Raw genomic sequence first — 23,291 nt, forward strand, 5'->3', positions numbered from 1 at the left:
TCAGCGTAGTAGAGTCCGCTCAACCACTGCGTCTTGCTCGACAATCCAAAAATAATTGAGAGGCTAGGACTTTTGTCCCAGCCTCGTGTTTTAGCCTACAAATGCATTAATTTCTGCTTCGATATTCGCAATTTTTTCTTTAGCATCTGCTTCAGATTCACCAACTGTAGCGATGTAGAATTTGATTTTTGGTTCTGTACCTGAAGGACGAACGGCAAACCATGAATCATCAGCCAAGATGTATTTAAGAACGTTACTTGGAGGAGTTGTCAATTTTTCAACGCCGTCAGCAGTAGTAGCTGTTTGTTCCAAGAAGTCTTCTGTCTTAGCAATGTCTGTATTGTTAAATTGTTTAGGAGCATTACCACGGAATTTATCCATGATTTTCTTGATTTCAGCAGCCCCGTCCACACCTGAAAGGGTAACAGAGATGGTTTTTTCTGCGAAGTAACCGTATTGTTTGTAGATTTCTTCGATACCATCTGCCAAAGTCATACCACGTGAGCGGTAGTAAGCTGCGATTTCAGCAACGATAAGAACGGCTTGGATAGCGTCTTTGTCACGTACGAATGGTTTGATCAGGTAACCGAAGCTTTCTTCGAAACCAAGCATGTAAGTATGGTTGTGTTGTGTTTCAAATTCATGGATTTTTTCACCGATAAATTTGAAACCAGTCAAGACGTTAAACATTGTTGCGCCGTAGCTTTCTGCAATCTTAGTCACCAACTCAGTTGATACGATTGATTTACAGAGGGCAGCATTGGCAGGAAGGGTACCAGCTGTTTTGTGAGCTTCAAGAATGTATTTAGCAATGATCGCTCCGATTTGGTTACCAGAAAGGTTGAGGTAAGAACCATCTGGTTGGCGGATTTCAACACCAAGGCGGTCAGCATCTGGGTCAGTTGCAACCAATACATCAGCGTCTACTTTGCGGCCAAGTTCTTCAGCAAGAGCAAAGGCAGCTTGGTTTTCAGGGTTTGGAGATTTAACAGTTGAGAAGTCAGCGTCTGGAACAGCTTGAGCTTCAACAACTTGAACAGCTTCAAATCCAGCTTGGGCAAGAGCACGACGAGCCAACATTTCACCAGTACCATGAAGTGGAGTGTAGACAATCTTCATGTCGCGACCGTATTCATTGATCAAGTCTTGGTTGATGTTAACGCCTTTCACTTCTTTCAAGTATTCAGCGTCGACGTTTTCACCGATAACTTCAATCAAGCCATTAGCTTTGCTTTCTTCAAGGTCAGCTAATTGTACAGTGAAAGGATTTTCGATAGCACGGATGTAATCTGTCAATGCATCAGCATCTGCTGGAGGCATTTGTCCACCGTCTTCACCATATACTTTGTATCCGTTAAATGGAGCAGGGTTGTGGCTAGCGGTTACCATGATTCCAGCAAAAGTGTGAAGATGACGAACGGCAAATGACAATTCCGGTGTTGGACGTAGGCTTTCAAATACATACGATTTGATCCCATGTGCAGCCAAAACTTGAGCAGATTCAAAAGCAAACTCAGGAGAGAAGTGACGGCTGTCGTAGGCGATCGCAACACCGCGTTTCTTCGCTTCCTCACCTTTTGAGTCGATTAATTGGGCCAACCCTTCAGTTGCTTGGCGAACAACATAGATATTAATACGGTTAGTACCAGCACCGATTAATCCACGCATACCAGCTGTACCGAATTCAAGGTTGGTATAGAAGGCATCTTCTTTTGTTTTTTCATCCATTGCGACCAACTCATCACGAAGGTAAGCTGGTAATTCAGCAAAGTCGAGCCATTTTTGGTAGTTTTCTTGATAGGTCATGCAAGCGTCTCCTTTTTGCTTATAATTTAATCGCTTACATTATAGCAAATTTTTTCAGAAAACTCTAGCGATAATTGTAAATCTTTTCAAAAAAATAGAGCTAATTCACCATCAAAAAAAGCCAAGATAAATTGGTCTTGGCTTGAAAGGTTATTTTAATTTTTCAAGAGATGGAACGACTGCACTGGTAATGAGTACTGTCGCAATGACTTCGATGAGAGAGTTGGTAGATACAATCAAGGCTAGGAAATGTTGAATCCCACCACCGAAGCTATTTCCAAAGAAGAAATAAATCCCACTTAGAACGAAAATAGTATTGGTCATAGAGCCGACAATTCCAGCGATCACAAGTCCTGTACGATTGCGAATCCAACGATAGACGAAGTAAGGGGTTACCCCGATGAGAATCCGAGGGACTATGGCAATGATAAGGGAGTAGAGATTCCCGTGAGGAACAAAGGGACTAAAGAGATAGCTGGCTGGTGTTATAATCAGGGTATTCATGGTGAGGCTAAAGAGTCCCATGAGGAGTCCTAAGATAGCTCCAATCCGTGGACCGTATATGATAGAGGCGATCACGACAGGAATATGAACCAAGGTTGGTTGAATTCCTGATGGAACAAATTGCAGAATGAAAGATGTCACAAAGTGAATGGTAATCATCACTGCAAAAAAGATGGCAATTCGTGAAATAGAAGATGACTTTCTCATAAACAATTCTCCTTAACAGCTTGGATGATAGTGTCGACAGTGGCTAGAGCTCCAGAACCTTGATCTCCACAAGCGAGAGTAGCCTCTCGAGGTTGGATGATCTGGTAACCATAGTCTTGTAAGAGTTTTAGATTTCGTTGGGTAGCAGGATGATCTAGCATTTTTGTATTCATAGCAGGGGCCAGTAATTTTTTAGTCCTTTGAGGCAAGGCTAGAGCTGTGCTTGTGACCATATTATCTGCAAGTCCCATGGCCAATTTAGCAATGGTGTTGGCACTGGCCGGCGCTACAAGAAAGAGGTCAGTTTCTTTCCCAATGTCGATGTGCTCGATCCGCTGTGGATCGTCTTCCACCATAACCTCTAGGCCTACTGGATTTTTTGAAAGAACTTGCAAGGTTAAAGGGGTGATAAATTTTTGGGCTGAAGGAGTCATGAGGACCTTCACTTCAAATCCCAATTTGGTTAGTTGGCTGGTAATATCAGCAGCCTTATAGGCGGAAATACTACCGGTAACCGCTAAAGTAATGTGTGTCATATGTACCTTTTTATTTGATATAACGTAGGATAGCCTCTGCGATTTCTGTTTTCGTAGAAGCTTCTAGAACGTGATCATCTGTTACTAGATAGGCTTGATGCTGACCGTTCTGAATCTTGGTCAGATCATTGGCAACGATCATGCTGGCATGATTTTTAACCAGGCTTTCACGCGCTACCTGGATCAACTCTTCAGAAGAAACGTCGACTAAAAGCTTAAAGCCGATCAGTTGAATGGCAGGGTTCCATTCTTTAACGAGCGAGATAATCTTCGGATTTTTCTTTAAGAAGAGCACCTGATATTCTTCTTTCGAAGAGATTTTGGTTTCGTGATTTTCGCGATGGATAAAGGTATGAAGATCCTGAGCATTCTTAACTTCATCAAGGCCTGTCATGTAAACAGGCGTATAGTCTGAGACTGCCATAGCATGGATTAATACCTGGTGACGAGGAACTTCCTTTTTCATTTGAGAGAGAAGTTCCTCAACATTGTCGATCAATAGAAGTCGAAGCTGTGGGTGAGGGTCGGGTTTAAGAGCGGTAGGCGTTGTGATCAAGGTCACCTGATGTCCCTTAGCAAGAGCCGTTTCTGCAAGGATTTTCCCTAGGCTCCCGGTGGAATGATTGGTGATCGAACGAACACTATCAATGGCTTCGCTCGTCCCGCCTGATGTAATTAAAATATGCATATGCTTATTTTACACAAAAAAGATACATAAGTAAAGTTCTGAAGCTATTAGGATTAGCTATGTGTAGCCATAAAATTTACATAAAAAACGAACGTTCGATTCAAAAGGTGGAAAAACCATGTCATTTTCGCGAATTTTAGGTATAATAGACCTATCAAATATAAAGGAGTCCCTTATGAAAACAGATATCGAAATTGCTCAAAGCATTGAACTCCAACCGATTGTGGACGTTGTTAAGAAGATCGGTTTGGTAGACGATGATCTTGAATTGTATGGAAAATACAAGGCGAAATTGAGCTTTGATAAGATTCGTGAAGTTGAGAAAAATCCAGTAGGAAAACTTATCTTAGTCACTGCGATCAACCCAACTCCAGCTGGAGAAGGGAAATCAACCATTACCATTGGTCTAGCAGATGCTTTGAATAAAATCGGTAAAAAAACCATGATTGCCATTCGCGAACCTTCTTTAGGTCCAGTTATGGGGATTAAAGGTGGTGCTGCTGGTGGTGGCTATGCCCAAGTTCTACCGATGGAAGACATCAACCTTCATTTCACAGGGGATATGCATGCGATCACAACGGCTAATAACGCTCTCTCAGCATTGATTGATAATCATTTGCATCAAGGAAATGAGCTAGGTATTGACCAACGTCGGATTATCTGGAAACGGGTAGTGGACTTGAATGACCGTGCTCTTCGTCATGTCTCTGTCGGTCTTGGCGGTCCTTTAAATGGGATTCCGCGTGAAGACGGATTTGATATTACCGTTGCTTCTGAGATTATGGCCATCCTTTGCTTGGCGACAGATATTGAAGATTTGAAACGTCGTTTGGCCAACATCGTGATTGGTTACCGTGATGATCGTAGCCCGGTCTATGTCCGTGATTTGGAAGTGGAAGGGGCACTTGCCTTGATCCTCAAAGATGCGATCAAGCCAAACTTGGTTCAAACCATCTATGGTACACCTGCCTTTGTTCACGGTGGTCCATTTGCCAATATCGCCCATGGATGTAACTCTGTGTTAGCAACGACGACAGCTCTTCATTTAGCCGACTATACGATTACAGAAGCTGGTTTTGGGGCTGACCTTGGCGCTGAAAAATTCCTTGATATTAAAACTCCAAACTTGCCTACATCACCAGATGCGGTTGTGATTGTAGCGACTCTCCGTGCTCTTAAGATGAACGGTGGAGTGATCAAGGATGCTTTGACTGAAGAGAATGTAGAAGCTGTTCGTGCTGGTTTTGCCAACTTGAAACGTCACGTTGAAAATATCCGTAAGTTTGGCATTCCTGCAGTGGTTGCCATCAATGAATTTATCACTGATACAGAAGCAGAAATTGCTACTTTGAAAGAATTGTGTGCTGAAATTGAGGTGCCAGTTGAGCTTGCGAGTGTATGGGCGAATGGTGCTGACGGTGGAGTTGAACTTGCTGAAACCTTGGTTAAAACCATCGAAACAAGTCCAGCTAACTACACACGCTTGTATGATAATAACCTTTCTGTTGAAGAAAAAATTGAAAAGATTGTTACAGAAATTTATCGCGGTACGAAGGTGAATTTTGAGAAGAAAGCCAAGACACAAATTGCCCAAATCGTGAAAAATGGTTGGGATAAGTTGCCAATCTGTATGGCCAAAACACAATATAGCTTCTCCGATAATCCAAATGCCTTGGGAGCTCCGGAAAACTTTGAAATTACTATTCGTGAAGTGGTTCCAAAATTGGGAGCAGGCTTTATTGTCGCTTTGACTGGGGATGTCATGACCATGCCTGGTCTACCAAAACGTCCAGCTGCTTTAAATATGGATGTGGCTGCTGATGGAACAGCTATTGGCTTGTTCTAATAGACGTCTGATGACAAAAAACAACTTCTGTTCAAATGAGCAGAAGTTGTTTTATTATGTACTCGTCGAATGCTATGGTGCAAGAAGCTGATGACTGGCTTTGTGGTAGGTAAACCAAAGTTGGAGGGTCATTGGGACCCAAATGAGAGGCTCGCAAAGAATGACTCCTATATAGCCTGTATGAGGGATAATGAAAAGTACAAAGAGAATTTTTCCTGTTAACTCGATAAAGCTAGAAATCAAAGGGGTCAATTTTCTACCAATACCTTGGAGGGAATTCCCTAAAATCAAGAGGCATCCTAAGACCGGATAGAAGCAGGAGCTGATTTGCAGATAGAGACTGGCATTTGCGATCAAGTTAGGATCGCTAGATCCAGATATGAGGTTTGTTAAGAACGGGCTTGTAAAGAAGAGGAGGATGGCAACAATGATCGACCAAACGAAGGAGAGAAGACAAGCTTGTTTGACCCCTTTTTGAATCCGTCGAAAGCGTTTAGCACCAAAGTTTTGCGAGGTAAAGGTCGTCATACTAGTGGAAATAGCAGCCATTGGCAGGAGGGCAAAGGACATGATCCGACGAGCTGAGATTTGAGCACTTATGATGGTCATTCCAAGCTTATTGATAGCTGATTGTAAGATAACTGTTCCGATAGAGACAATAGAAGACATGAGCCCCATGGTCAATCCCTGACTGATTAAGTCTTGATAGAGCCTTTGATCCCAAACAAAATCGTTGCGATTTGGCAGGAGGAAAGGCACTTTTTTGCGAATATAAAAGAAACAAAGAAGTGCAGAAAAACTTTGCGCAATAATAGTCGCAATCCCAGCGGATTGGACTCCGAGATGGAGTTGGGTAATAAAATAAAGATCAAGAAGAATATTGAGAACGGCAGCGATAATCAAGAAGTAGAGTGCCGCTAAGCTATCGCCAACCGCTCGAAGAAGTCCGGCACAAAGATTATAGGCAAAGGTCACAGCTACACCATTGACAATAGTGGAGATATAGAGATAGGACTGAGCTATAATAGCTGGTGGGGTCCCTAAAAACTGGAGAAGGGGATAAAGACCCACAACACCAATAGATATCACGAAGAGACTGAGGATGCCGCCAATAACAGCAGTTGCCGCGACAGATTTTCGTAATTGGTCATCGTTTTTAGCTCCATAATTTCTCGCGATAATGATGCCCATCCCATTTCCAACACCGACGGCAAATCCAACAATCAAATCAAAAATAGCAGAGGTCGCCCCAACGGCGGCCAATGATTTTTGACCTAAAAATCGTCCTACAATCATGACATCCGAGGTATTGTAGAGTTGTTGGAAGATATTGGATAAAAGAATAGGAAAGGCAAAACTTAAAAGAGTAGGTAAAATAGGACCATCTATGAGGTCCACACGTTGAATTCTTTTCATAGTGCCATTATACCAACTTCAGTAACTAGCGACAAGCATCAGTAGTTGAATCCCCTTACATTTTTTGATATAATCGTGTCAGAAAAGGAGGCCATATGAGCTTAACGAGCCAATTAATCACTGAAACGTTCCCAGATCTGGATAAAGTCGAAAGGCTGAATATCGAAGCATTTCCAGAAGAAGAGCGTGTTCCTTTGTCAGAATTTTTACGCTATACGGACAATGACGATGCCAATTTCTTTGCTTTTTATAACGAGGAAGAATTTGTCGGATTTGCTTTTTCAATCTATAATCAGAAAGCTTTTTATGTCAGTTTCTTTGCCATTATGCCACATTTAAGAAGCCACGGATATGGTCAAGAAATCATTGAAAAATTGGTGGAATTTTACCAAAGGACCATGATTCTTGAAGTGGAACGTTTAGATGAAGAATGCGACAATATAGAGCAGCGTCAGTCTCGGATGGATTTCTATAAGCGAAATGGATTTAAAACTGCTAATGCTTTTTTAGAATACGATGATCTGAGTTTTGAGATTCTTTATCGAGGCGATCAATTTGATGAGGAGGCTTATCGGGACATCTTCCATAAACTGCAAGCAGAGAATTACTTTGATTTCCGTATTGAATACAGACGCTTTAGTGATCATTAGACATGATATAAAAAAAGTTCTCAGCTAATTTGCAGAGAACTTTTTGGTTACTAATTAAAGAAATAGTTCACGATACTCATGATTTGTGAAAAGAACCAAGGCAGAAACAGAAAAGCTAAGAAAGCAACATGCCATTTCCAATAGAGAGAAACTAGCCCAACCGTTTCTCGGATCCAAGCCGATGGGAGATAATAAAAAGCTGTTTTTGAACCGACACTGCGTCCAGGGATTTTTAATCGTCTCATAAAGACACCAGCCCGAAGAGCGTGAAAGGAATTGGTCACCACAAGGACACTCTTTCCTAGTCCCTGATCTTCAAGAATAGCCTTACTAAATGTCAAATTCTCAAAAGTCGTTCGAGAACGATTCTCAATCAAAATGTCTTCCTGTGGTACACCCTGTTCCATCAGGTAGTTTGCCATAGCTTCCGCCTCTGAGGTTAACTCATCAGCACCTTGACCACCAGAAACAATCAGTTTTGGTCGTCCCTCAAACTGCTCATAGATAGTCTTTGCTTTAGTTAGACGCTGGGCCAAAAGTGGTGGTACTTTATCCCCAATTAGACCGGAGCCGAGGACGATGATAGCATCGGGCTCTTTACGAACGGGGAAGTAATTGCAAAATGTCCCGTATAAAACATAAGAAAGATAAAGAAAAGTCGAGTAAAAGAGGGCAAAGTCTGTTGGATAAATCAAGAGATCTTTCCCTGGGAAATAAGGAAGGAAGTGAAGTGCTAAGGCGCCTATAATAAAGATCCCATATAGGAGTGAGAGGAGGTTAGCCAACCTTTTGCCTTCAAAAGATATCATTTGACGACCGTTAAAAAGAAGAAAAACAGTTGAGAAAATAATACTGAGTAAAACAAGAATAGCAAGTACTGAAAAGATAATGATGGCAACCTTTTGGTTAAACCAGAGCTCCGTACGAACAACTAGTAGAAGGGCAGAAATCAGGAGGAAAAGGCCTAAGCTTACTGAAAAGAGGTAAGCATTGATCAGTCGTCTGCGGTCGTTCATAAAGAAAAATAATAAAATGGTAGCTGGAACCAACCAGAATATATTTAGAAACATGATGACTCCTAGATGTAGTAGTAGTTTAATTGTAACACAATTGGCTAAAAGGTGCTTATGAACTACACAATCGTTCAATGTTGTTAAAAGCCTTAGCTGCCAATTGAGAAAATCAATAGATTCAGAAAAAATGAATTGCCGTGGTGACAGAAAGCTGTTATACTAGAAAAGATTCAACATAAAAAGGAGAACATATGTTACGAAAAGGTTCCTTAACAGGTTTGCTGTTATTTGGTATTTTCTTCGGTGCAGGGAATTTGATCTTTCCACCTGCGCTAGGTGCCCAGTCGGGTAGCCATTTTTGGCCAGCTATTGCTGGATTTGTCTTATCAGGAGTAGGAATTGCGATTATTACCTTGATCATTGGGACGCTCAATCCTAAAGGCTATATTCACGAGATTTCACGTAAAATCGCCCCTTGGTTTGCTATCGTTTATCTGGTAGCCTTGTACCTCTCTATTGGCCCCTTCTTTGCCATTCCAAGAACGGCTACTGTTTCCTACGAGGTTGGAATCGCCCCCTTGTTAGGAAATGCCAATGGAGGACTTGGTCTCTTCATTTTTACCTTGATTTATTTCTGTTTGGCCTATTTGATTGCCTTGTATCCTTCTAAAATCTTAGATAGTATTGGTCGGATTTTAACACCTGTCTTTGCTATCTTGATCGTTGTACTGGTTGTCCTAGGTGCTCTCAAGTACAGTGGACACGCGCCACAAGTGGCAACAGCAGCCTACCAAGCATCTGCCTTTGGTCAAGGTTTCCTTGAAGGCTATAATACCTTGGATGCCCTTGCTTCAGTGGCCTTTAGTGTGATTGCGGTAACCACCCTCAATCAACTTGGTTTTACCAGCAAGAAAGAGTACATTAAAACCATCTGGATCGTTGGGATCGTCGTAGCCATTGGCTTTAGTATTTTATACATTGGCTTGGGTTACCTTGGAAATCATTTCCCAATTCCAGCAAAAGTGATGGCATCTGATGCCAATAAAGGTGTCTATGTCCTTTCAGAAGCGACCAAGGCTATCTTCGGTCCAGCTGCTCAAATCTTCCTCGCAGGTATGGTGACGGTGACTTGTTTCACAACAACAGCCGGTTTGATCGTGTCAACTGGGGAATTCTTCCATAACACCTTCCCTAAAATCTCTTACAAGGTCTATGCAACTCTTTTTACCTTGATTGGATTCTCCATTGCCAATCTTGGTTTGAGTGCCATTATTGCCTATTCATTGCCTGTCTTGATGATCCTCTATCCAATCACGATTACTATTGTGTTGATTGTGATTGTAAATAAATTTACTCAACTATCAAAACCAGGGATGCAATTGACTATTTTCTTAGTTAGCTTGGTTGCGTTTGGAGACGTTCTGGCAAGTACCTTTAAACTTGCAGGTCTAGCAAACATCATTAAGCACTTGCCGTTTGCTGCCCAATCCCTCCCATGGTTACTACCAGCAGTCGTTGGTATTGTCCTTGCTCTGTTCTTGCCCAATAAACAAAGTGCAGAAGAAGAATAAGATTTACTAGAAACTCTAAAGTTCCCCGCTTTAGAGTTTTTTTATTTTGAAACTAGTACCTAAATAGTTTCTTTAAATACAAACCGTAGCAAAAATTTTTAATTTAAGGAATGGCATGTTATACTATTTCTAACATATCAATATACGGAGCATTTTATGAATCAAATCGTTTTCTCCTTCACTGTCTTTCTGGCAGGGATTCTCTCCTTTTTCTCTCCCTGTGTCTTTCCTTTGCTCCCGGTCTACATTGGCGTTTTGCTAGGAAGTGATCAGGAAAAATCCGTTCAGATTTTTGGGAAAAAGATACGCTGGCATGGCATCGTTAAGACCTTGTGTTTTATCGCAGGTATTTCTGTTATTTTCCTTATCATAGGTTTCGGAGCTGGCTTATTGGGGCAGGTTATGTATACCAACTGGTTCCGCTACGTTATGGGAGCGCTGATCATTATCCTTGGTCTTCATCAGATGGAAGTCTTTCATTTTCATTTCCTTGAGAAGCAAAAATCAGTAGATTTTGGAGCCAACAAACAGAAGAATGAGTTGTTTTCAGCCTTTCTTCTTGGTCTTGGCTTTAGTTTTGGTTGGACGCCTTGCATTGGCCCTGTATTAGGATCGGTTCTTGCATTAGCAGCATCCAATGGTCAAGATGCCGTCATGGGTGCTCTCTATCTCTTTATCTATACATTAGGGATGGCTATTCCATTTTTACTTTTGGCCTTAGCGTCTGGGATTGTTCTCCCATACTTTAATCGTCTAAAACCCCATCTCTTATTACTGAAGAAGATTGGTGGCTTGATCATCATCATTATGGGGATTTTGTTACTCTTGGGACAATTGAATAGCTTGTCTGCTATCTTTTCATAAATCAAATGGAGGTTTACTCATTATGAAAGTTATTAAATACGCTTGTTTTTCGCTTCTTTCTCTATCTATCCTGACTGCTTGCTCTATGAATCAGTCCGAAAGCGGCATGAACAAACAATCCATGGATAATCAATCAATGACCAACACAACCGCTAGTAAACATCCCTTAGTAGGAAAAGAAGCGAGTGACTTTGAGCTAAAGGATATGAAGGGGAACACGGTTAAACTTTCAGACTACAGAGGGAAGAAGGTATATTTGAAATTCTGGGCGACTTGGTGTGGTCCTTGTCGCCAAAGCATGCCTGAACTCAATAAATTAGTTGAAGAAAAGGACCGGGACTTTGAAATTCTGACCATTATGGCACCAGGACTCCAAGGTGAAAAAACAGAGGAAGAATTCGTCAAATGGTTTGATCAACAAGATTACAAGTCAGTACCTGTCTTGTACAATCCAGACGGTTCTTCATTTGCAGATTATCAAGTTCGCTCTATTCCTACAGAAGTCTTTATAGATAGCCACGGAAAAATTGGACATGTACAATTAGGGGCTATTTCAAACGAAGATGCTAAGAAGATTATCAAGGAGTTAAAATAAAAAAATGAAGCACGAAGCTTCATTTTTTTATTAGTTGCTTGCACCAGAAGTGGCATCAGCATCTCCGTGGCCTCCGTCACCATGTCCTCCAGCATCAGAAGCACCAGAAGTTGCATCTGCATCACCATGACCACCAGCAGGAGCAAATGGTCCGCTACCACCTACAAGGCGTTGACCTGTTGTTTGCAGGTACCAGTCTAACCATGGTTTGAAGTTGAAGACAATCTCATTGATACCAGCGTATGAACCATCTTCGTAATACATAGCTTGGTAGTTGTGCGTATTGATGACCCCTTCAGGTGAACCTGGAACAATGGTCCGAACATATTCTTGGTTTCCATTGCGAAGAGTACCAATAACCCATTCAACGTTTTTCATACGTGCTGGCGGAAGTGATCCGTGGACAGTTGACATCCGGCTACCTGATTGAGGTGGAATGCGTTTTGCAAACATACTATCTGGATCTTGATGGGCATTGTTATAGTAAAGGAATTGGTTGTTATCATCTGCGTAGGTTAACTCAAAAGGCATAGCTTTCAAGAACATATCAATTTGGTCAACAGTTAGGATACCGTGGTCAAGTTTCACATAGGTATCACCAGACACAGCTCCTGTGATTTCTGCAACTTTTTCAACCCAATCTGGATCATCAGGATCAACCTCAGTGACAGTAGTAGAAATTGGATGATTACAATCCAAGTCTTCTGGTTCAATTGGTTTTGGTTTTTTCAATTTGGACACAACCTCAACGTATTTAATAAAATTATCCAAGCAAGTTTCAAGGAATTTAACTGTTCCTTCGTTAATGATATTACCTTGTGCATCAAAAGCTTCTTTCGCTTTTCCAAGGAGGAATTCATTGCCTGGAAGAGTATAGGCATTCACACCTGGAGCATCTAAGATCTTACGAAGGTGAACCTGAGCACGTGAAGTCCCCTGGTCATAGTAAGAAGCACCGACAATCATGACTGGTTTGTTTTCAAATGGATGTACCTCGAAAGAGAGCCATTCAAGGACAGACTTGAGCGCTGCAGAAATCGTATGGTTATGCTCAGGAGTTGCAATAATAACCCCGTCTGCACGATTAATTTTATTGTATAAGAGACGCAATTGGAAACTTTCGTCCCATTTTTCATCTTGGTTAAACATTGGAACTTCGTCGATTTCTAGAACTTCCAATTCAAATTTGAGTTTAAATTTGCGTTGAATGAATTCCAAGAGTTTACGGTTATAAGATTGATCATAGTTTGATCCTACAAGTCCAACAAATTTCATTCTTTTCAGTCTCCTATCTTACAAGTTTTCCCAGTTAAATTCTTCAGCATCTTTGCGAAGTAATTCATGAGCATTACGCAGTTTGTCTGTAATCCTTACAAACAGACGGAAATCATCAAAGATGGCATCTAATTTCTGAATGATGTCCAAATCTACCAAATCTCCATAGTTGTCAAATGCTTGCAAAGAATGTGAAAGTAAGAATTCGTCAGGAAGGACGTTTGCTTTAATTTCTGGAGCATTTAAGATTTGACGAAGTTGTAGTTGGGCGCGTGATGATCCTAAAGTACCATATGATGCACCAGTGATCATAACCGGTTTGTTTAACAATGGAAAGACTCCGTAAGAAAGCCATGCTAGAGCACTCATCAAGACTGCTGGAATAGAGTGGTCATATTCTGGAGTACCAATAATCACTCCATCAGCCTCTTCGATTTTGGCAACAATTTCCAAAACAGCTTCAGGAACTTGTTTGTCAGCTGGTTTATTAAAGACAGGAATATCTTTGATTTCAACTAATTCAATCTCAGCTTTATCAGCAAAATGTTTTTGCATATATTGAAGTAGTTTACGGTTTGTAGAACGTTTTGAGTTTGTTCCAACGATCGCAATAAGTTTAGTCATGGAAGATCCTTTCTGATAGCGAAATTATAAATAAGTTTGAAGCCCATTGGTATAGGCAATCTTGCCTGATTGCGATACCAAAAGAGCATCGATACCAGGCAGTGAGTTAACAATGTCTAAAATGGAAGCTGGTGCTTCCCCAAACAGCCGTGTGGTCCAGATTTCTCCGTCTACAGATCGATCGGAAATAATAGTGATACTAGCCAAATCTGTCTCGACTGGATAGCCTGTCTGACTATCAAAAATATGGTGAAATGACTGACCATCGACTTCTAAATGGCGCTCATAGATCCCTGAGGTAACCACAGACTTGTTTTCAATCGATAGAACCAGTAGATGCTGACCTCTCGATTCAACAGGATTTTGAATACCAATCCGCCAAGGCTGTTGTTTAATAGGGTGTTGACCTAGTGTAAGGATATTGCCACCTAAATCAATCAAAGCATCACAGATACCTTTCTCTCTTAGAAAAGTAGCAATCAAATCAGCACTATAGCCTTTTGCTAAAGCACCTAAATCGATCTTCATTCCAGGACGCTTTAGAAAAACTGTTTGGCTTTCTTGGTCTAGTTGGATCTGTTCGGGATCAATTGTTAAGAGAGCTTGCTCGATTTCTTCTGATTCAGGCCGTCTGGCGTCAGAAAATCCTATCCGCCAGGTCTGTACAAGAGGACCGATCGCGATGTTCATATGGCTATCTTTCGCTTGGCTATGTATCGTTCCTAATGTAATCAGTTCAAAAAGTTCTGGATGGACCTGAACAGGTCTAATACCAGCCTGATGATTGACCACCATTAGTTCGGAACTAGTATCATTTGCACTAAAGCGATGTTCATAGGTACGGAGAAGTTCAAAGCATTGTGCTAAAATTTCATCCGCTTGCGGGTGAAAGATCGAAACGGTGATGGTGGTTCCCATCAGACGTTCGGATCGACTGCTTAGGTTCACTAAAAATCTATCCTTTCCAATTTTCACTTACTTATAGTATATCAGAAAGAGACCGTTTTCACAATCCTTTTCAAGCAAATTATTTGACATTTGTTGAAGAATGTGAAAATTTGATTTCAAAAAATTGAAAAAAAAATCACAAATACTGAGCAAATCCATTGTAAACGATGCCAAGTTTATGATATACTCAAGGGGTAAATTAAATTAAAGGTAGGATTTATTCTATGAGTAAAATCGTTGTTGTAGGGGCAAACCATGCCGGAACAGCTTGTATCAACACAATGCTAGATAATTTTGGAAATGAAAACCAAATTGTAGTTTTTGACCAAAACTCAAACATTTCTTTCCTAGGATGTGGTATGGCACTTTGGATCGGTGAGCAAATCGATGGTCCTGAAGGTCTCTTCTACTCAGATAAAGAAAAATTGGAAGCAAAAGGTGCTCGTGTTTATATGAATTCACCTGTACTTTCGATTGATTATGATAAAAAAGTCGTAACAGCAGAAGTAGATGGTAAAGAACACAAAGAAACATATGATAAATTGATCTTTGCGACTGGTTCAACACCAATCATTCCTCCAATTAAAGGTGTGGAACTTGTTTCAGGAAACCGTGAATTTAAAGCGACTCTTGAAAATCTACAATTCGTTAAATTGTATCAAAATGCTGAAGAAGTGATCGAAAAATTGAAAGACAACAGCAAACACTTGAACCGTATTGCCGTAGTTGGTGGTGGTTACATCGGTGTAGAACTTGCTGAAGCCTTCGAACGTCTTGGTAAAGACGTTGTCTTGGTGGATATCGTAGACACTGTCTTAAACGGCTACTATGACAAAGACTTTACAGACATCATGGCGAAAAACTTGGAAGACCACAACATCCGTTTGGCTCTTGGACAAACTGTTCAAGCAGTTGAAGGAGATGGTAAGGTAGAACGTCTTGTAACTGATAAAGAAACCTTCGATGTAGACATGGTCATCTTGGCTGTTGGTTTCCGTCCAAATACAGCTCTTGCAGATGGTAAGATTGAACTCTTCCGCAACGGTGCCTTCCTTGTCGATAAGAAACAAGAAACGTCACTTCCAGGTGTCTATGCAGTTGGTGACTGTGCGACTATCTATGACAATGCACGTGGTGAAATGAGCTACATCGCACTTGCATCTAATGCGGTTCGTTCAGGTATTGTTGGTGCCTACAATGCGACCGGTCATGAATTGGAAGGAATCGGTGTTCAAGGTTCTAACGGTATCTCTATCTACGGCCTTCACATGGTTTCAACTGGTTTGACACTTGAAAAAGCAAAAGCTGCTGGCTTCAATGCTGGAGAAACTGGTTTTAACGACCTTCAAAAACCTGAATTTATTAAACATGATAACCATGAAGTTGCTATTAAGATTGTGTATGATAAAGACACTCGTAAAATTCTTGGTGCTCAAATGGTATCCCGTGATATTTCCATCTCTATGGCCATCCACATGTTCTCACTTGCGATTCAAGAACACGTGACGATTGATAAGTTAGCCTTGACAGACTTGTTCTTCTTGCCACACTTCAACAAACCTTACAACTACATCACAATGGCAGCTTTAACTGCTGAATAATAGCTAAAGTTTATATTAAAACTTTCCTTAGGTGAGTACGGACGTCAGCGAACTTCGTAGAAGTTCTATGACTAATTATTGAGCCTAAGGTCTCAATAATTCCGAGAGCCTGAAACTGTATTGTTTCAGGCTCTTTTCTCACAGCGGAAAGTTTCGACTTTTCTTTATTCGTTCCATAAATAGAATGTACTTATATTTCTTTGTAGAATTTCTTAACTTATTTTACTTGATAAAATGGTTTGTCTACATTCTAAACAAAACTATCAAGGGTGGTTTTGTTTTTTTCTGATTTTTCATGTATTCAGAGGCAGTGAAATAAGGTATAATGAATAGGATAAGAGTTTGAAGGAGTTAGGGAATGTCTGCTAAAGAAGAAGCCTTAAAAAAGGAATTTCATTTTGCCTCTAGTTCGATTGTAGCCCATATTGTCAGAGGTGTTCTGGTTGGGATCGTTGTGGGCTGTGTCGTCTCGAGTTTTCGTTTTTTGATCGAACATATTTTTCATTTTGTTCAAGGCGTCTACAAGGAGATGTCTGGTCAACCACTTTATTTGCTGGCGATGCTGTTGGGGTATGGGGTGATCGTACTGATTGCTGGTCGTCTCATAAGCACCAATCGGGATATCAAGGGATCGGGAATTCCGCAAGTCGAAGCAGAGCTCAAGGGTCTTTTGGCGGTGAGCTGGTGGGATACCTTGTGGAAGAAGTATATTTTAGGTGTCTTGGCCATCGGAAGTGGCTTGATGCTTGGTCGTGAAGGTCCTAGTATTCAATTAGGGGCTATGGGTGGAAAAGGAGTGGCCCATCATTTGAAGGTCAGCCCAGTTGAGGAGCGGTCTTTGATTGCAAGTGGAGCGGCTGCAGGTCTTGCAGCCGCCTTTAATGCACCTATAGCAGGACTTTTATTTGTGGTTGAGGAGGTCTACCATCATTTTTCTCGATTCTTTTGGATTTCGACCTTGGCCGCTAGTCTGACGGCTAATTTTATTTCACTCAATGTCTTTGGTCAAACACCCGTACTTCATATGCCGCAAAATATTCCGCCACTCCATTTGTCTCAGTACTGGATTTACCTTTTTCTTGGAATCTTTTTAGGGGCAGCAGGTTATGTCTATGAAGTAGTGGTGCTGAATATCGGTCGATTGTATCGTTTACTTGAGAAGATTTTTCATGTTCCCTCTCATTACTCTTCCTTATTTGCCTTTGTCTCGATTCTTCCAATCGGCTATTTCCTTCCACAAATTCTTGGTGGCGGGAACCAATTGGTTTTGGATTTAGCTCGAGTACCGTATCCAGTGCTGACCATCCTTCTCTATTTTACGATCCGTTTTATCTGGAGTATGTTGAGCTATGGTAGTGGTCTACCTGGCGGAATCTTCCTGCCTATACTAGCATTAGGATCGCTGTTAGGGGCCATCGTTGGAACTTTCCTTCAAAACATTGGCTTTATCTCTCAAAATCAGCTTCCTCTCTTCATTATTTTAGGAATGAGTGGGTATTTTGGGGCCATTTCGAAAGCTCCTTTAACAGCGATGATCTTAGTGACAGAGATGGTAGGCGATATTCGAAGTTTAATGCCACTAGGGATGGTCACCTTGGTTGCTTATATGATTATGGATCTCTTCCATGGTGCGCCAGTCTATGAAGCCATGCTGGAGCAACTCTTGCCAGATAAGGCGCAAGAAGAAGAAGGAGAACTGACCTTAATTGAGATTCCTGTATCCGAAAAGATTGCAGGAAAACAAGTTCATGAACTCGAACTCCCCCAAGATATTTTGATTACTACGCAAATGCGAAGCGGTAAGAGCTATACGGTCAATGGTGCAACCCGCTTGTATCTAGGGGATAGCATCTTTGTGGTGGTGAAAGAATCCGAAATCGGACGGGTCAAGGATATTCTTTTGTAAAAGACCGATTCTCTAAAAAGTTTTTCTATTATTAAATTTTCAGACAATTGTTGAAAAATGAGAAAACTTCTGGTAAAATAAGTCCAAGAACAAAAGAGGAGAAGTCTTTCATGAAAAAATATAGTCTACTCTTATTGAGTGTTGCTCTTTTAGCAGGGTGTGCGAATTCTAGTAGCAAACAGTCCAGTCAAAAGACGCAAACCACCTCGACAGTGAAGTTGTCAAAGGCTGACCAGAAGACCTTGGACAATGCGACAGCTGAATACAAAGACTTTGTCGAAATGCAAATTGATCAATTGCTCAAGGATACAGAAGGTTTCCGAGATACCCTAAAAGCTGGGAATTTGGAAGAAGCTAAAAAACAATATCCCTTGATCCGCATGGCCTATGAACGCTCAGAACCGATTGCTGAAACCTTTGGGGAGTCTGATGTGAAGATTGACTACCGTTTGGTGGACTATGTGGATGAAAATAAATCAGAAGAAGGCTGGTCTGGTTTCCACCGGATTGAGCGCATCCTTTGGGAAAACAATACCACAGATGGCACTGACAAATATGCAGACCAACTGGTGAACGATATCAAGGAGTTGAAAGCTAAGATCGCAACCGTTGATGTGACTCCTGATGTGATGCTAACTGGGGCTGTTGATCTGCTCAATGAAGTGGCAACGCAAAAGATCACGGGTGAAGAAGAAGTCTTCTCTCATACAGATCTGTACGACTTCCGTGCCAATATTGAAGGAGCTGAAAAGATTTTCTCTCTCTTTAAACCTTTGATTGAGAAAAAAGATGCCAAGTTGGTTAAAACCTTGGAAGCAGAATTCAAAAATGTCAATGATTTATTGGACAAACACATGACTGATGAAACAAATTACAAGTCTTACACAGATTTGACCAAGGAAGATACCAAGGAATTGGCTGAAGCGGTGACCAAACTTGGTGAACCTTTGTCTCAAATGGGTGTGATTTTAGATGGGAAATAAGAAAAATGGCTGACGAAAAATTTTTAGATAAAAAAATGGACCGTCGTGAATTTCTTAAAAAAGCAGGTATTGGAGGGGCTGGTCTAGCGCTGGGCCTCTCTGGTGCATCTGCTTTTTTCGCTAATCAAGACAGTTCCAGTAAAAAAGCTTATGATGGGGATGAAGATATCTCCTTTTATGGCAAGCATCAAGCCGGGATTACGACGGCCATGCAGAAGGCTTGCTACTTGGTGGTGCTGGATCTTCACACGACGGACAAAAAAGAAGTCATCCAGCTTTTTAAAGACTGGACTGACTATAGTAGTAAATTAGTCGAAGGACAGTTGGTTAAAAAAGATGGCGCCAATGCCCTCTTGCCGCCAACGGATACAGGTGAAACAGTAGGACTCAACCCCTATCGCTTGAGTCTGACGTTTGGTGTCTCTGCTAGCTTTCTCAAGAAATTAGGTTTGGAGTCCAAACGTCCCAAGCTCTTTCGTGATTTGCCTCCATTTCCAAAGGAGCAGTTGCAGGACAAATACACAGGTGGTGATATCGTCATTCAGGCCTGTGCAGACGATGAGCAAGTAGCCTTTCATGCGGTGCGAAATCTCATCCGCAAAGGTCGCAATACCATCACCATGAAGTGGAGCAAGTCCGGTTTTGCGGCGATTGGTGACAGAAAAGAAACGCCGCGTAACCTCTTTGGTTTCAAGGATGGAACAGCAAATGTCACGACGGAGAAGGACTTTGATAAGGTCGTCTGGACTGACAGTAAGGACTGGATGAAGGGTGGTTCCTATATGGCTCTTCGCCTAGTCCAAATGCACTTGGAAACTTGGGACCGGACCAATTTGCAGGAGCAAGAAAACACCTTTGGTCGCTACAAGGAGTCAGGCGCTCCCTTTGGGAAAACCAACGAATTTGATGAAGTAGATTTATCTAAACTACCAGTAGATTCACATGTCCGTTTGGCCAAAGAAGTGGATCGTCCGATTTTACGGCGTTCTTATTCCTATTCGGATGGCATCAATGAACAGACTGGGCAATTTGATGCAGGCTTGATTTTTATCGCCTTTCAAAAAGATCCAAACAGTTTTGTTAAAATCCAAACCAATCTAGGTGCAGAGGATAAAATGAACGAGTACATCACCCATATCGGAAGTGGACTCTTTGCTTGCTTTGCAGGCGTAGAGAAAGGAGGCTATCTTGGTCAAGCACTCTTTGAATAAACTTTTGATCTTGTTAGGCATTCTTACCTTGTTCTGGATTCATCCAGTGGCTGCGGAATCTTATAGCGATCTCTTTATCAAGATCACAGATGCAACAACCGCTGTAGAAAATAAGAACCAGGATAAGGCCAAGTTATTGATCGCTGAGATTCAGGATAATTTTGAATCCAAAGATCACCATGATTCCAAGGCAGGAAAAAAAGTTAGCCAAGCTCTAGCTATAAAAGGGGAGGTAACCAAAGAGGATCTCACCAAGATCTCATCAGCCTTGCTAGCTTTTGAAAAAGAGCAAAATCCGGTCGATTTAGAGGCGGAAAAAGACAAACTCGTGAGTCGGCTCGCTCCTTACTTTAAGAATCTACAAGATGCCATTACAGCTAAGGATCTGGATAAAACTCGTCAAACCTATGCTGATCTCAATAATACCTGGACACGAAACGAAGCAGTAGTAAGGGATCATAGCACAGCCTACTATGGCAAAATCGAGACGGCCATTTCTCTCCTACGTAGTAGCATTGAAACAGAGCCTACTGACTTCACCAGCATCCAGTCCTCCTATGATGACCTCAAAAATGGGATTGATGCCTTTGTAAAAGGAGAAGCGATTAGCAGTGCTAGTACGGATTTGACACTGAAAGATGGGATCAAGCTTTTGGAGAAGGCGCAAAGCCAATTCCAATCTGGCGACGATAAATCTGCTGCAGCAACTATGAAGCAGTTCATCACCATCTGGCCAACTATTGAGGGGGATGTCAGCACGACCAATCCAAGCCTCTACACGCGCGTAGAGAGTGAATCCCCGGTCATTATGGTTAAGGGGAAAGAAAAGACCTATCAAGAGAAATTACAAGCCTTGATCAGGGACCTTTCTGCGATCGATACGACAGCTTCTTACAACGCTTTTGATGCTATGTTGATTCTTCTGCGTGAAGGAGTAGAAGCGCTTCTGATTGTCATGGCCCTTGTAACGACCCTTAAGGCTGCTAAGATGAGGAAAGGCCTCAAATGGGTCTACGGTGGGGCTGCTGCGGGGGTTCTTGCCAGCGCAGCGATCGCTCTTGTTTTGCAAGTCGCTTTTCCTGCTGTTACTTCGGGCTCTAACCGGGAAATCATAGAAGGGGGCGTTGGGATTTTCGCTGTAGTCATGATGATCCTCATTGGGATTTGGCTCCACAGCAAGTCCTCTGTCAAACAGTGGAATGCCTTTATGGACCGTCAGATGAAGACGGTAACGGCTACAGGAAGTTTTGTTTCTATGTTTGCCCTCAGTTTCTTAGCAGTCTTTCGTGAAGGGGCTGAGACCATTCTCTTCTATGTTGGAATCATTCCACGAATTACAACCGTGAATTTCTTATTAGGAATCGGGCTTGCCATAGCCGTTCTCATCCTTATTGCAGTGGCGATGACCAAGGCCAGTCAAGCCATCCAACCTCATCGAATCTTTTTCATTCTGACGTGGTTGATTTACGCCTTGGCCTTCAAGATGCTTGGTGTCAGCATCCACGCCCTACAGTTGACCAATATCCTACCGAGTCATTTGGTCAATGGACTTCCAACCATCGATTGGGTAGGGATCTATCCAAGCTGGGAAGTTCTTCTTCCTCAACTACTCTTTGTGGCCCTGATCGCCCTTATCACGGTGAGACAACATGGCAAAGAGTAGAGCAGATAAAATGACCATTGTCGAGCACTTGGTCGAATTTCGAAAACGATTAATTGCAGTGGTCTTGTGTTATATTATCGTCTTCATCGTAGCCTTTGTATTTGGAGGAGAACTCTACCAAACCTTAACAGCTAGCCTCCATCAAAAACTGCTGGTACTAGGGCCAAATGATATCCTCTGGATCTATGTATCGCTGGCAAATATTACAGCCTTTAGCCTGACCCTGCCCTTTATTGTCTACCAGATTTGGCAATTTGTAAGGCCGGCTCTGAAGGAGAAGGAGGCGCGTGCAGTCTTTGCTTACATCCCAGCTAGCTTTATTTGCTTTGTGCTGGGGCTTGCATTTGGTTATTTCTTTCTCAGCCCAGCTATTTTAGAGGTCCTGATGCGCTTGGGAGAAGGGCTGTTTGATACCCAATTAACAGCACAAAATTATTTAACCTTCTTATGGCATACTACCTTGCCTTTAGGGGTCTTGTTCGAGTTACCAGTTTTGGTCGCTTTTCTGACCTCGATTGGACTTTTGACACCACAGTTTTTAATAACCTACCGACGTTACGCTTACTTTGTTCTGCTGGTCTTAGCCGTCGTGCTAACCCCTGCAGACTTTATCAGTGACTTGGCCATGACACTCCCTTTGATCCTCTTATTTGAAGTCAGTGTCGCCATCAGTAAAGTCATCTATTCGAGAAAAAGGAGAAACTAATGGGAATTTTACGTGATATTGGAGCACCAGGTTTAATCATCATCATCCTGGGTGCCCTCTTGATTTTTGGACCAAAACGCCTGCCTGAGCTGGGCCAGTCTATCGGCAAAATGTTTGCTGAATTTAAGACAGCTGTCAATAAAGGCAGTGAAGAAGCTGATCAAGACGCAAAAGAAGATAAGAAAGAAAAAGAATAATCTGACAATTTTCAAAATTCTATTGAGTTCGATTGCATAAAAAGGTATAATAAGACAAGGACTTGCAATCGATGAAGGAGGAAACCATGATTATTACGATTTTGTCACTCATTTTCTATTTTACCTATATCGGATTCTTATGCTGGTTGGTCGTAAAAATTGTCGAAAAATTGTTCAATTTCTTGTTGAACCGTTAATGAAGAAACAATCCATTTCACAACAAGTGAGTGGATTTTTTTGTATCCTGTTTATTCAGATAGAGACCCTGTGGGCTCTTTTTGTGCATCTAATTCCCCTAGCTAGTGACGAACTTGATCTTCAAACTGTATTTCGGTATGATAGTAGGGAATAGAATTACGGTTTAGTTGTGTAGGGCTATTTGGAGAAAGCATACAAAGGGCTGTAAAATAAATTATCCAGTAGTAATTAATACAGAAGATATTTTTAAAATTTTTTTGGTCACACAACACGAAAAAAAGTT

The 23,291-nt window shown here is 41.6% G+C and carries 21 protein-coding genes; 12 read left to right on the top strand and 9 right to left on the bottom strand.

Annotated features, from left to right (window positions below; translation table 11 throughout):
- Nucleotides 1-90 precede the first annotated feature (90 nt).
- From I2F76_RS02960 to I2F76_RS02975, 4 genes are all read right to left on the bottom strand, one after another.
- Nucleotides 91-1,806, bottom strand: a complete 1,716-nt coding sequence (locus tag I2F76_RS02960; RefSeq protein WP_003007201.1) for a phospho-sugar mutase — start codon at nt 1,804-1,806, stop codon at nt 91-93.
- A gap of 150 nt (nt 1,807-1,956) precedes the next feature.
- Nucleotides 1,957-2,517 (bottom strand): ECF transporter S component, encoded by a 561-nt coding sequence (locus tag I2F76_RS02965; RefSeq protein WP_150906024.1) that lies wholly within the window; start codon nt 2,515-2,517, stop codon nt 1,957-1,959.
- Entirely contained in the window at nt 2,514-3,053 is a 540-nt protein-coding gene (coaC, locus tag I2F76_RS02970) for a phosphopantothenoylcysteine decarboxylase (protein ID WP_024056114.1), read from the bottom strand. Before coaC ends, I2F76_RS02965 begins: the two co-directional genes overlap by 4 nt.
- A gap of 10 nt (nt 3,054-3,063) precedes the next feature.
- Nucleotides 3,064-3,741 (bottom strand): phosphopantothenate--cysteine ligase, encoded by a 678-nt coding sequence (locus I2F76_RS02975; RefSeq protein WP_049488762.1) that lies wholly within the window; start codon nt 3,739-3,741, stop codon nt 3,064-3,066.
- Between the two features lie 175 nt (nt 3,742-3,916).
- Between I2F76_RS02975 and I2F76_RS02980 the strand changes: the two genes are divergently transcribed.
- Nucleotides 3,917-5,587 carry a formate--tetrahydrofolate ligase gene (locus I2F76_RS02980; protein ID WP_195487196.1) on the top strand — a complete coding sequence of 557 codons (1,671 nt, stop codon included), beginning with the start codon at nt 3,917-3,919 and terminating at the stop codon, nt 5,585-5,587.
- A gap of 72 nt (nt 5,588-5,659) precedes the next feature.
- Here I2F76_RS02980 and I2F76_RS02985 read toward each other — a convergent pair whose 3' ends face one another.
- Nucleotides 5,660-7,003: an MATE family efflux transporter gene (locus I2F76_RS02985; protein WP_061455549.1), complete on the bottom strand. Its 1,344-nt coding sequence runs from the start codon at nt 7,001-7,003 to the stop codon at nt 5,660-5,662.
- A 95-nt stretch (nt 7,004-7,098) separates the two neighbouring features.
- On the opposite strand from I2F76_RS02985, the gene I2F76_RS02990 reads away from it, so the two are divergent.
- Nucleotides 7,099-7,653 (top strand): GNAT family N-acetyltransferase, encoded by a 555-nt coding sequence (locus I2F76_RS02990; RefSeq protein ID WP_061455550.1) that lies wholly within the window; start codon nt 7,099-7,101, stop codon nt 7,651-7,653.
- Between the two features lie 50 nt (nt 7,654-7,703).
- Here I2F76_RS02990 and I2F76_RS02995 read toward each other — a convergent pair whose 3' ends face one another.
- The gene (locus I2F76_RS02995) at nt 7,704-8,723 is read right to left on the bottom strand and encodes a YdcF family protein (protein WP_195487197.1); all 1,020 of its coding nucleotides are present in this window, start codon (nt 8,721-8,723) and stop codon (nt 7,704-7,706) included.
- Nucleotides 8,724-8,917: 194 nt separating this feature from the next.
- Here I2F76_RS02995 and brnQ point away from each other — a divergent pair, with 194 nt between their 5' ends.
- From brnQ to I2F76_RS03010, 3 genes are all read left to right on the top strand, one after another.
- Entirely contained in the window at nt 8,918-10,237 is a 1,320-nt protein-coding gene (brnQ, locus tag I2F76_RS03000) for a branched-chain amino acid transport system II carrier protein (protein WP_195487198.1), read from the top strand.
- A 156-nt stretch (nt 10,238-10,393) separates the two neighbouring features.
- Nucleotides 10,394-11,101 carry a thiol-disulfide oxidoreductase-associated membrane protein CcdA2 gene (gene ccdA2, locus I2F76_RS03005; protein WP_195487199.1) on the top strand — a complete coding sequence of 236 codons (708 nt, stop codon included), beginning with the start codon at nt 10,394-10,396 and terminating at the stop codon, nt 11,099-11,101.
- A 22-nt stretch (nt 11,102-11,123) separates the two neighbouring features.
- On the top strand, nt 11,124-11,696 hold the full coding sequence (locus I2F76_RS03010; protein WP_207185532.1) for a TlpA family protein disulfide reductase: 573 nt from the start codon (nt 11,124-11,126) through the stop codon (nt 11,694-11,696).
- 30 nt (nt 11,697-11,726) lie between these two features.
- Here the strand turns inward: I2F76_RS03010 and I2F76_RS03015 are convergent, their stop codons facing one another.
- Genes I2F76_RS03015 through I2F76_RS03025 form a run of 3 tightly spaced genes read right to left on the bottom strand, consistent with a single transcriptional unit; the run spans nt 11,727 to nt 14,543 of the window.
- Nucleotides 11,727-12,971: an NAD(P)H-dependent oxidoreductase gene (locus I2F76_RS03015; protein WP_195487200.1), complete on the bottom strand. Its 1,245-nt coding sequence runs from the start codon at nt 12,969-12,971 to the stop codon at nt 11,727-11,729.
- An 18-nt stretch (nt 12,972-12,989) separates the two neighbouring features.
- Nucleotides 12,990-13,595: an NADPH-dependent FMN reductase gene (locus I2F76_RS03020; RefSeq protein ID WP_195487201.1), complete on the bottom strand. Its 606-nt coding sequence runs from the start codon at nt 13,593-13,595 to the stop codon at nt 12,990-12,992.
- A 24-nt stretch (nt 13,596-13,619) separates the two neighbouring features.
- On the bottom strand, nt 13,620-14,543 hold the full coding sequence (locus tag I2F76_RS03025) for an FAD:protein FMN transferase (protein ID WP_301362322.1): 924 nt from the start codon (nt 14,541-14,543) through the stop codon (nt 13,620-13,622).
- 224 nt (nt 14,544-14,767) lie between these two features.
- Between I2F76_RS03025 and nox the strand changes: the two genes are divergently transcribed.
- The 7 genes from nox to I2F76_RS03060 all read left to right on the top strand — a co-directional run bounded on the left by nox (nt 14,768) and on the right by I2F76_RS03060 (nt 22,810).
- A complete protein-coding gene (gene nox / locus I2F76_RS03030) occupies nt 14,768-16,144 on the top strand; it encodes a H2O-forming NADH oxidase (protein WP_195487202.1) in 1,377 nt (458 codons plus the stop codon).
- Between the two features lie 358 nt (nt 16,145-16,502).
- Complete coding sequence (locus tag I2F76_RS03035; protein WP_195487203.1) at nt 16,503-18,050, top strand: ClC family H(+)/Cl(-) exchange transporter; 1,548 nt, start codon at nt 16,503-16,505, stop codon at nt 18,048-18,050.
- 110 nt (nt 18,051-18,160) lie between these two features.
- Nucleotides 18,161-19,033, top strand: a complete 873-nt coding sequence (efeO, locus tag I2F76_RS03040) for an iron uptake system protein EfeO (protein WP_195487204.1) — start codon at nt 18,161-18,163, stop codon at nt 19,031-19,033.
- A 5-nt stretch (nt 19,034-19,038) separates the two neighbouring features.
- On the top strand, nt 19,039-20,244 hold the full coding sequence (efeB, locus tag I2F76_RS03045) for an iron uptake transporter deferrochelatase/peroxidase subunit (RefSeq protein WP_195487205.1): 1,206 nt from the start codon (nt 19,039-19,041) through the stop codon (nt 20,242-20,244).
- On the top strand, nt 20,222-21,907 hold the full coding sequence (locus tag I2F76_RS03050; RefSeq protein ID WP_195487206.1) for an FTR1 family iron permease: 1,686 nt from the start codon (nt 20,222-20,224) through the stop codon (nt 21,905-21,907). Before efeB ends, I2F76_RS03050 begins: the two co-directional genes overlap by 23 nt.
- Nucleotides 21,894-22,613 (top strand): twin-arginine translocase subunit TatC, encoded by a 720-nt coding sequence (gene tatC / locus I2F76_RS03055; protein WP_195487207.1) that lies wholly within the window; start codon nt 21,894-21,896, stop codon nt 22,611-22,613. The genes I2F76_RS03050 and tatC overlap by 14 nt, the downstream gene beginning before the upstream one ends.
- Nucleotides 22,613-22,810, top strand: a complete 198-nt coding sequence (locus tag I2F76_RS03060; RefSeq protein ID WP_009731003.1) for a Sec-independent protein translocase subunit TatA/TatB — start codon at nt 22,613-22,615, stop codon at nt 22,808-22,810. The genes tatC and I2F76_RS03060 overlap by 1 nt, the downstream gene beginning before the upstream one ends.
- Nucleotides 22,811-23,291: the final 481 nt, after the last annotated feature.

Source organism: Streptococcus parasanguinis, from assembly GCF_015557775.1.
Taxonomy (GTDB): domain Bacteria; phylum Bacillota; class Bacilli; order Lactobacillales; family Streptococcaceae; genus Streptococcus; species Streptococcus parasanguinis_AA.

What these genes read in the sequence shown, in the direction of transcription:
- I2F76_RS03015 (WP_195487200.1), bottom strand. Translation starts at nt 12,971, where the DNA reads ATGAAATTTGTTGGACTTGTAGGATCAAACTATGATCAATCTTATAAC.
- I2F76_RS02960 (WP_003007201.1), bottom strand. Translation starts at nt 1,806, where the DNA reads ATGACCTATCAAGAAAACTACCAAAAATGGCTCGACTTTGCTGAATTA.
- tatC (WP_195487207.1), top strand. Translation starts at nt 21,894, where the DNA reads ATGGCAAAGAGTAGAGCAGATAAAATGACCATTGTCGAGCACTTGGTC.
- I2F76_RS03060 (WP_009731003.1), top strand. Translation starts at nt 22,613, where the DNA reads ATGGGAATTTTACGTGATATTGGAGCACCAGGTTTAATCATCATCATC.
- I2F76_RS02980 (WP_195487196.1), top strand. Translation starts at nt 3,917, where the DNA reads ATGAAAACAGATATCGAAATTGCTCAAAGCATTGAACTCCAACCGATT.
- I2F76_RS03020 (WP_195487201.1), bottom strand. Translation starts at nt 13,595, where the DNA reads ATGACTAAACTTATTGCGATCGTTGGAACAAACTCAAAACGTTCTACA.
- efeO (WP_195487204.1), top strand. Translation starts at nt 18,161, where the DNA reads ATGAAAAAATATAGTCTACTCTTATTGAGTGTTGCTCTTTTAGCAGGG.
- I2F76_RS02975 (WP_049488762.1), bottom strand. Translation starts at nt 3,741, where the DNA reads ATGCATATTTTAATTACATCAGGCGGGACGAGCGAAGCCATTGATAGT.
- ccdA2 (WP_195487199.1), top strand. Translation starts at nt 10,394, where the DNA reads ATGAATCAAATCGTTTTCTCCTTCACTGTCTTTCTGGCAGGGATTCTC.
- I2F76_RS02985 (WP_061455549.1), bottom strand. Translation starts at nt 7,003, where the DNA reads ATGAAAAGAATTCAACGTGTGGACCTCATAGATGGTCCTATTTTACCT.
- efeB (WP_195487205.1), top strand. Translation starts at nt 19,039, where the DNA reads ATGGCTGACGAAAAATTTTTAGATAAAAAAATGGACCGTCGTGAATTT.
- I2F76_RS02990 (WP_061455550.1), top strand. Translation starts at nt 7,099, where the DNA reads ATGAGCTTAACGAGCCAATTAATCACTGAAACGTTCCCAGATCTGGAT.
- brnQ (WP_195487198.1), top strand. Translation starts at nt 8,918, where the DNA reads ATGTTACGAAAAGGTTCCTTAACAGGTTTGCTGTTATTTGGTATTTTC.
- I2F76_RS02965 (WP_150906024.1), bottom strand. Translation starts at nt 2,517, where the DNA reads ATGAGAAAGTCATCTTCTATTTCACGAATTGCCATCTTTTTTGCAGTG.
- nox (WP_195487202.1), top strand. Translation starts at nt 14,768, where the DNA reads ATGAGTAAAATCGTTGTTGTAGGGGCAAACCATGCCGGAACAGCTTGT.
- coaC (WP_024056114.1), bottom strand. Translation starts at nt 3,053, where the DNA reads ATGACACACATTACTTTAGCGGTTACCGGTAGTATTTCCGCCTATAAG.
- I2F76_RS02995 (WP_195487197.1), bottom strand. Translation starts at nt 8,723, where the DNA reads ATGTTTCTAAATATATTCTGGTTGGTTCCAGCTACCATTTTATTATTT.
- I2F76_RS03010 (WP_207185532.1), top strand. Translation starts at nt 11,124, where the DNA reads ATGAAAGTTATTAAATACGCTTGTTTTTCGCTTCTTTCTCTATCTATC.
- I2F76_RS03035 (WP_195487203.1), top strand. Translation starts at nt 16,503, where the DNA reads ATGTCTGCTAAAGAAGAAGCCTTAAAAAAGGAATTTCATTTTGCCTCT.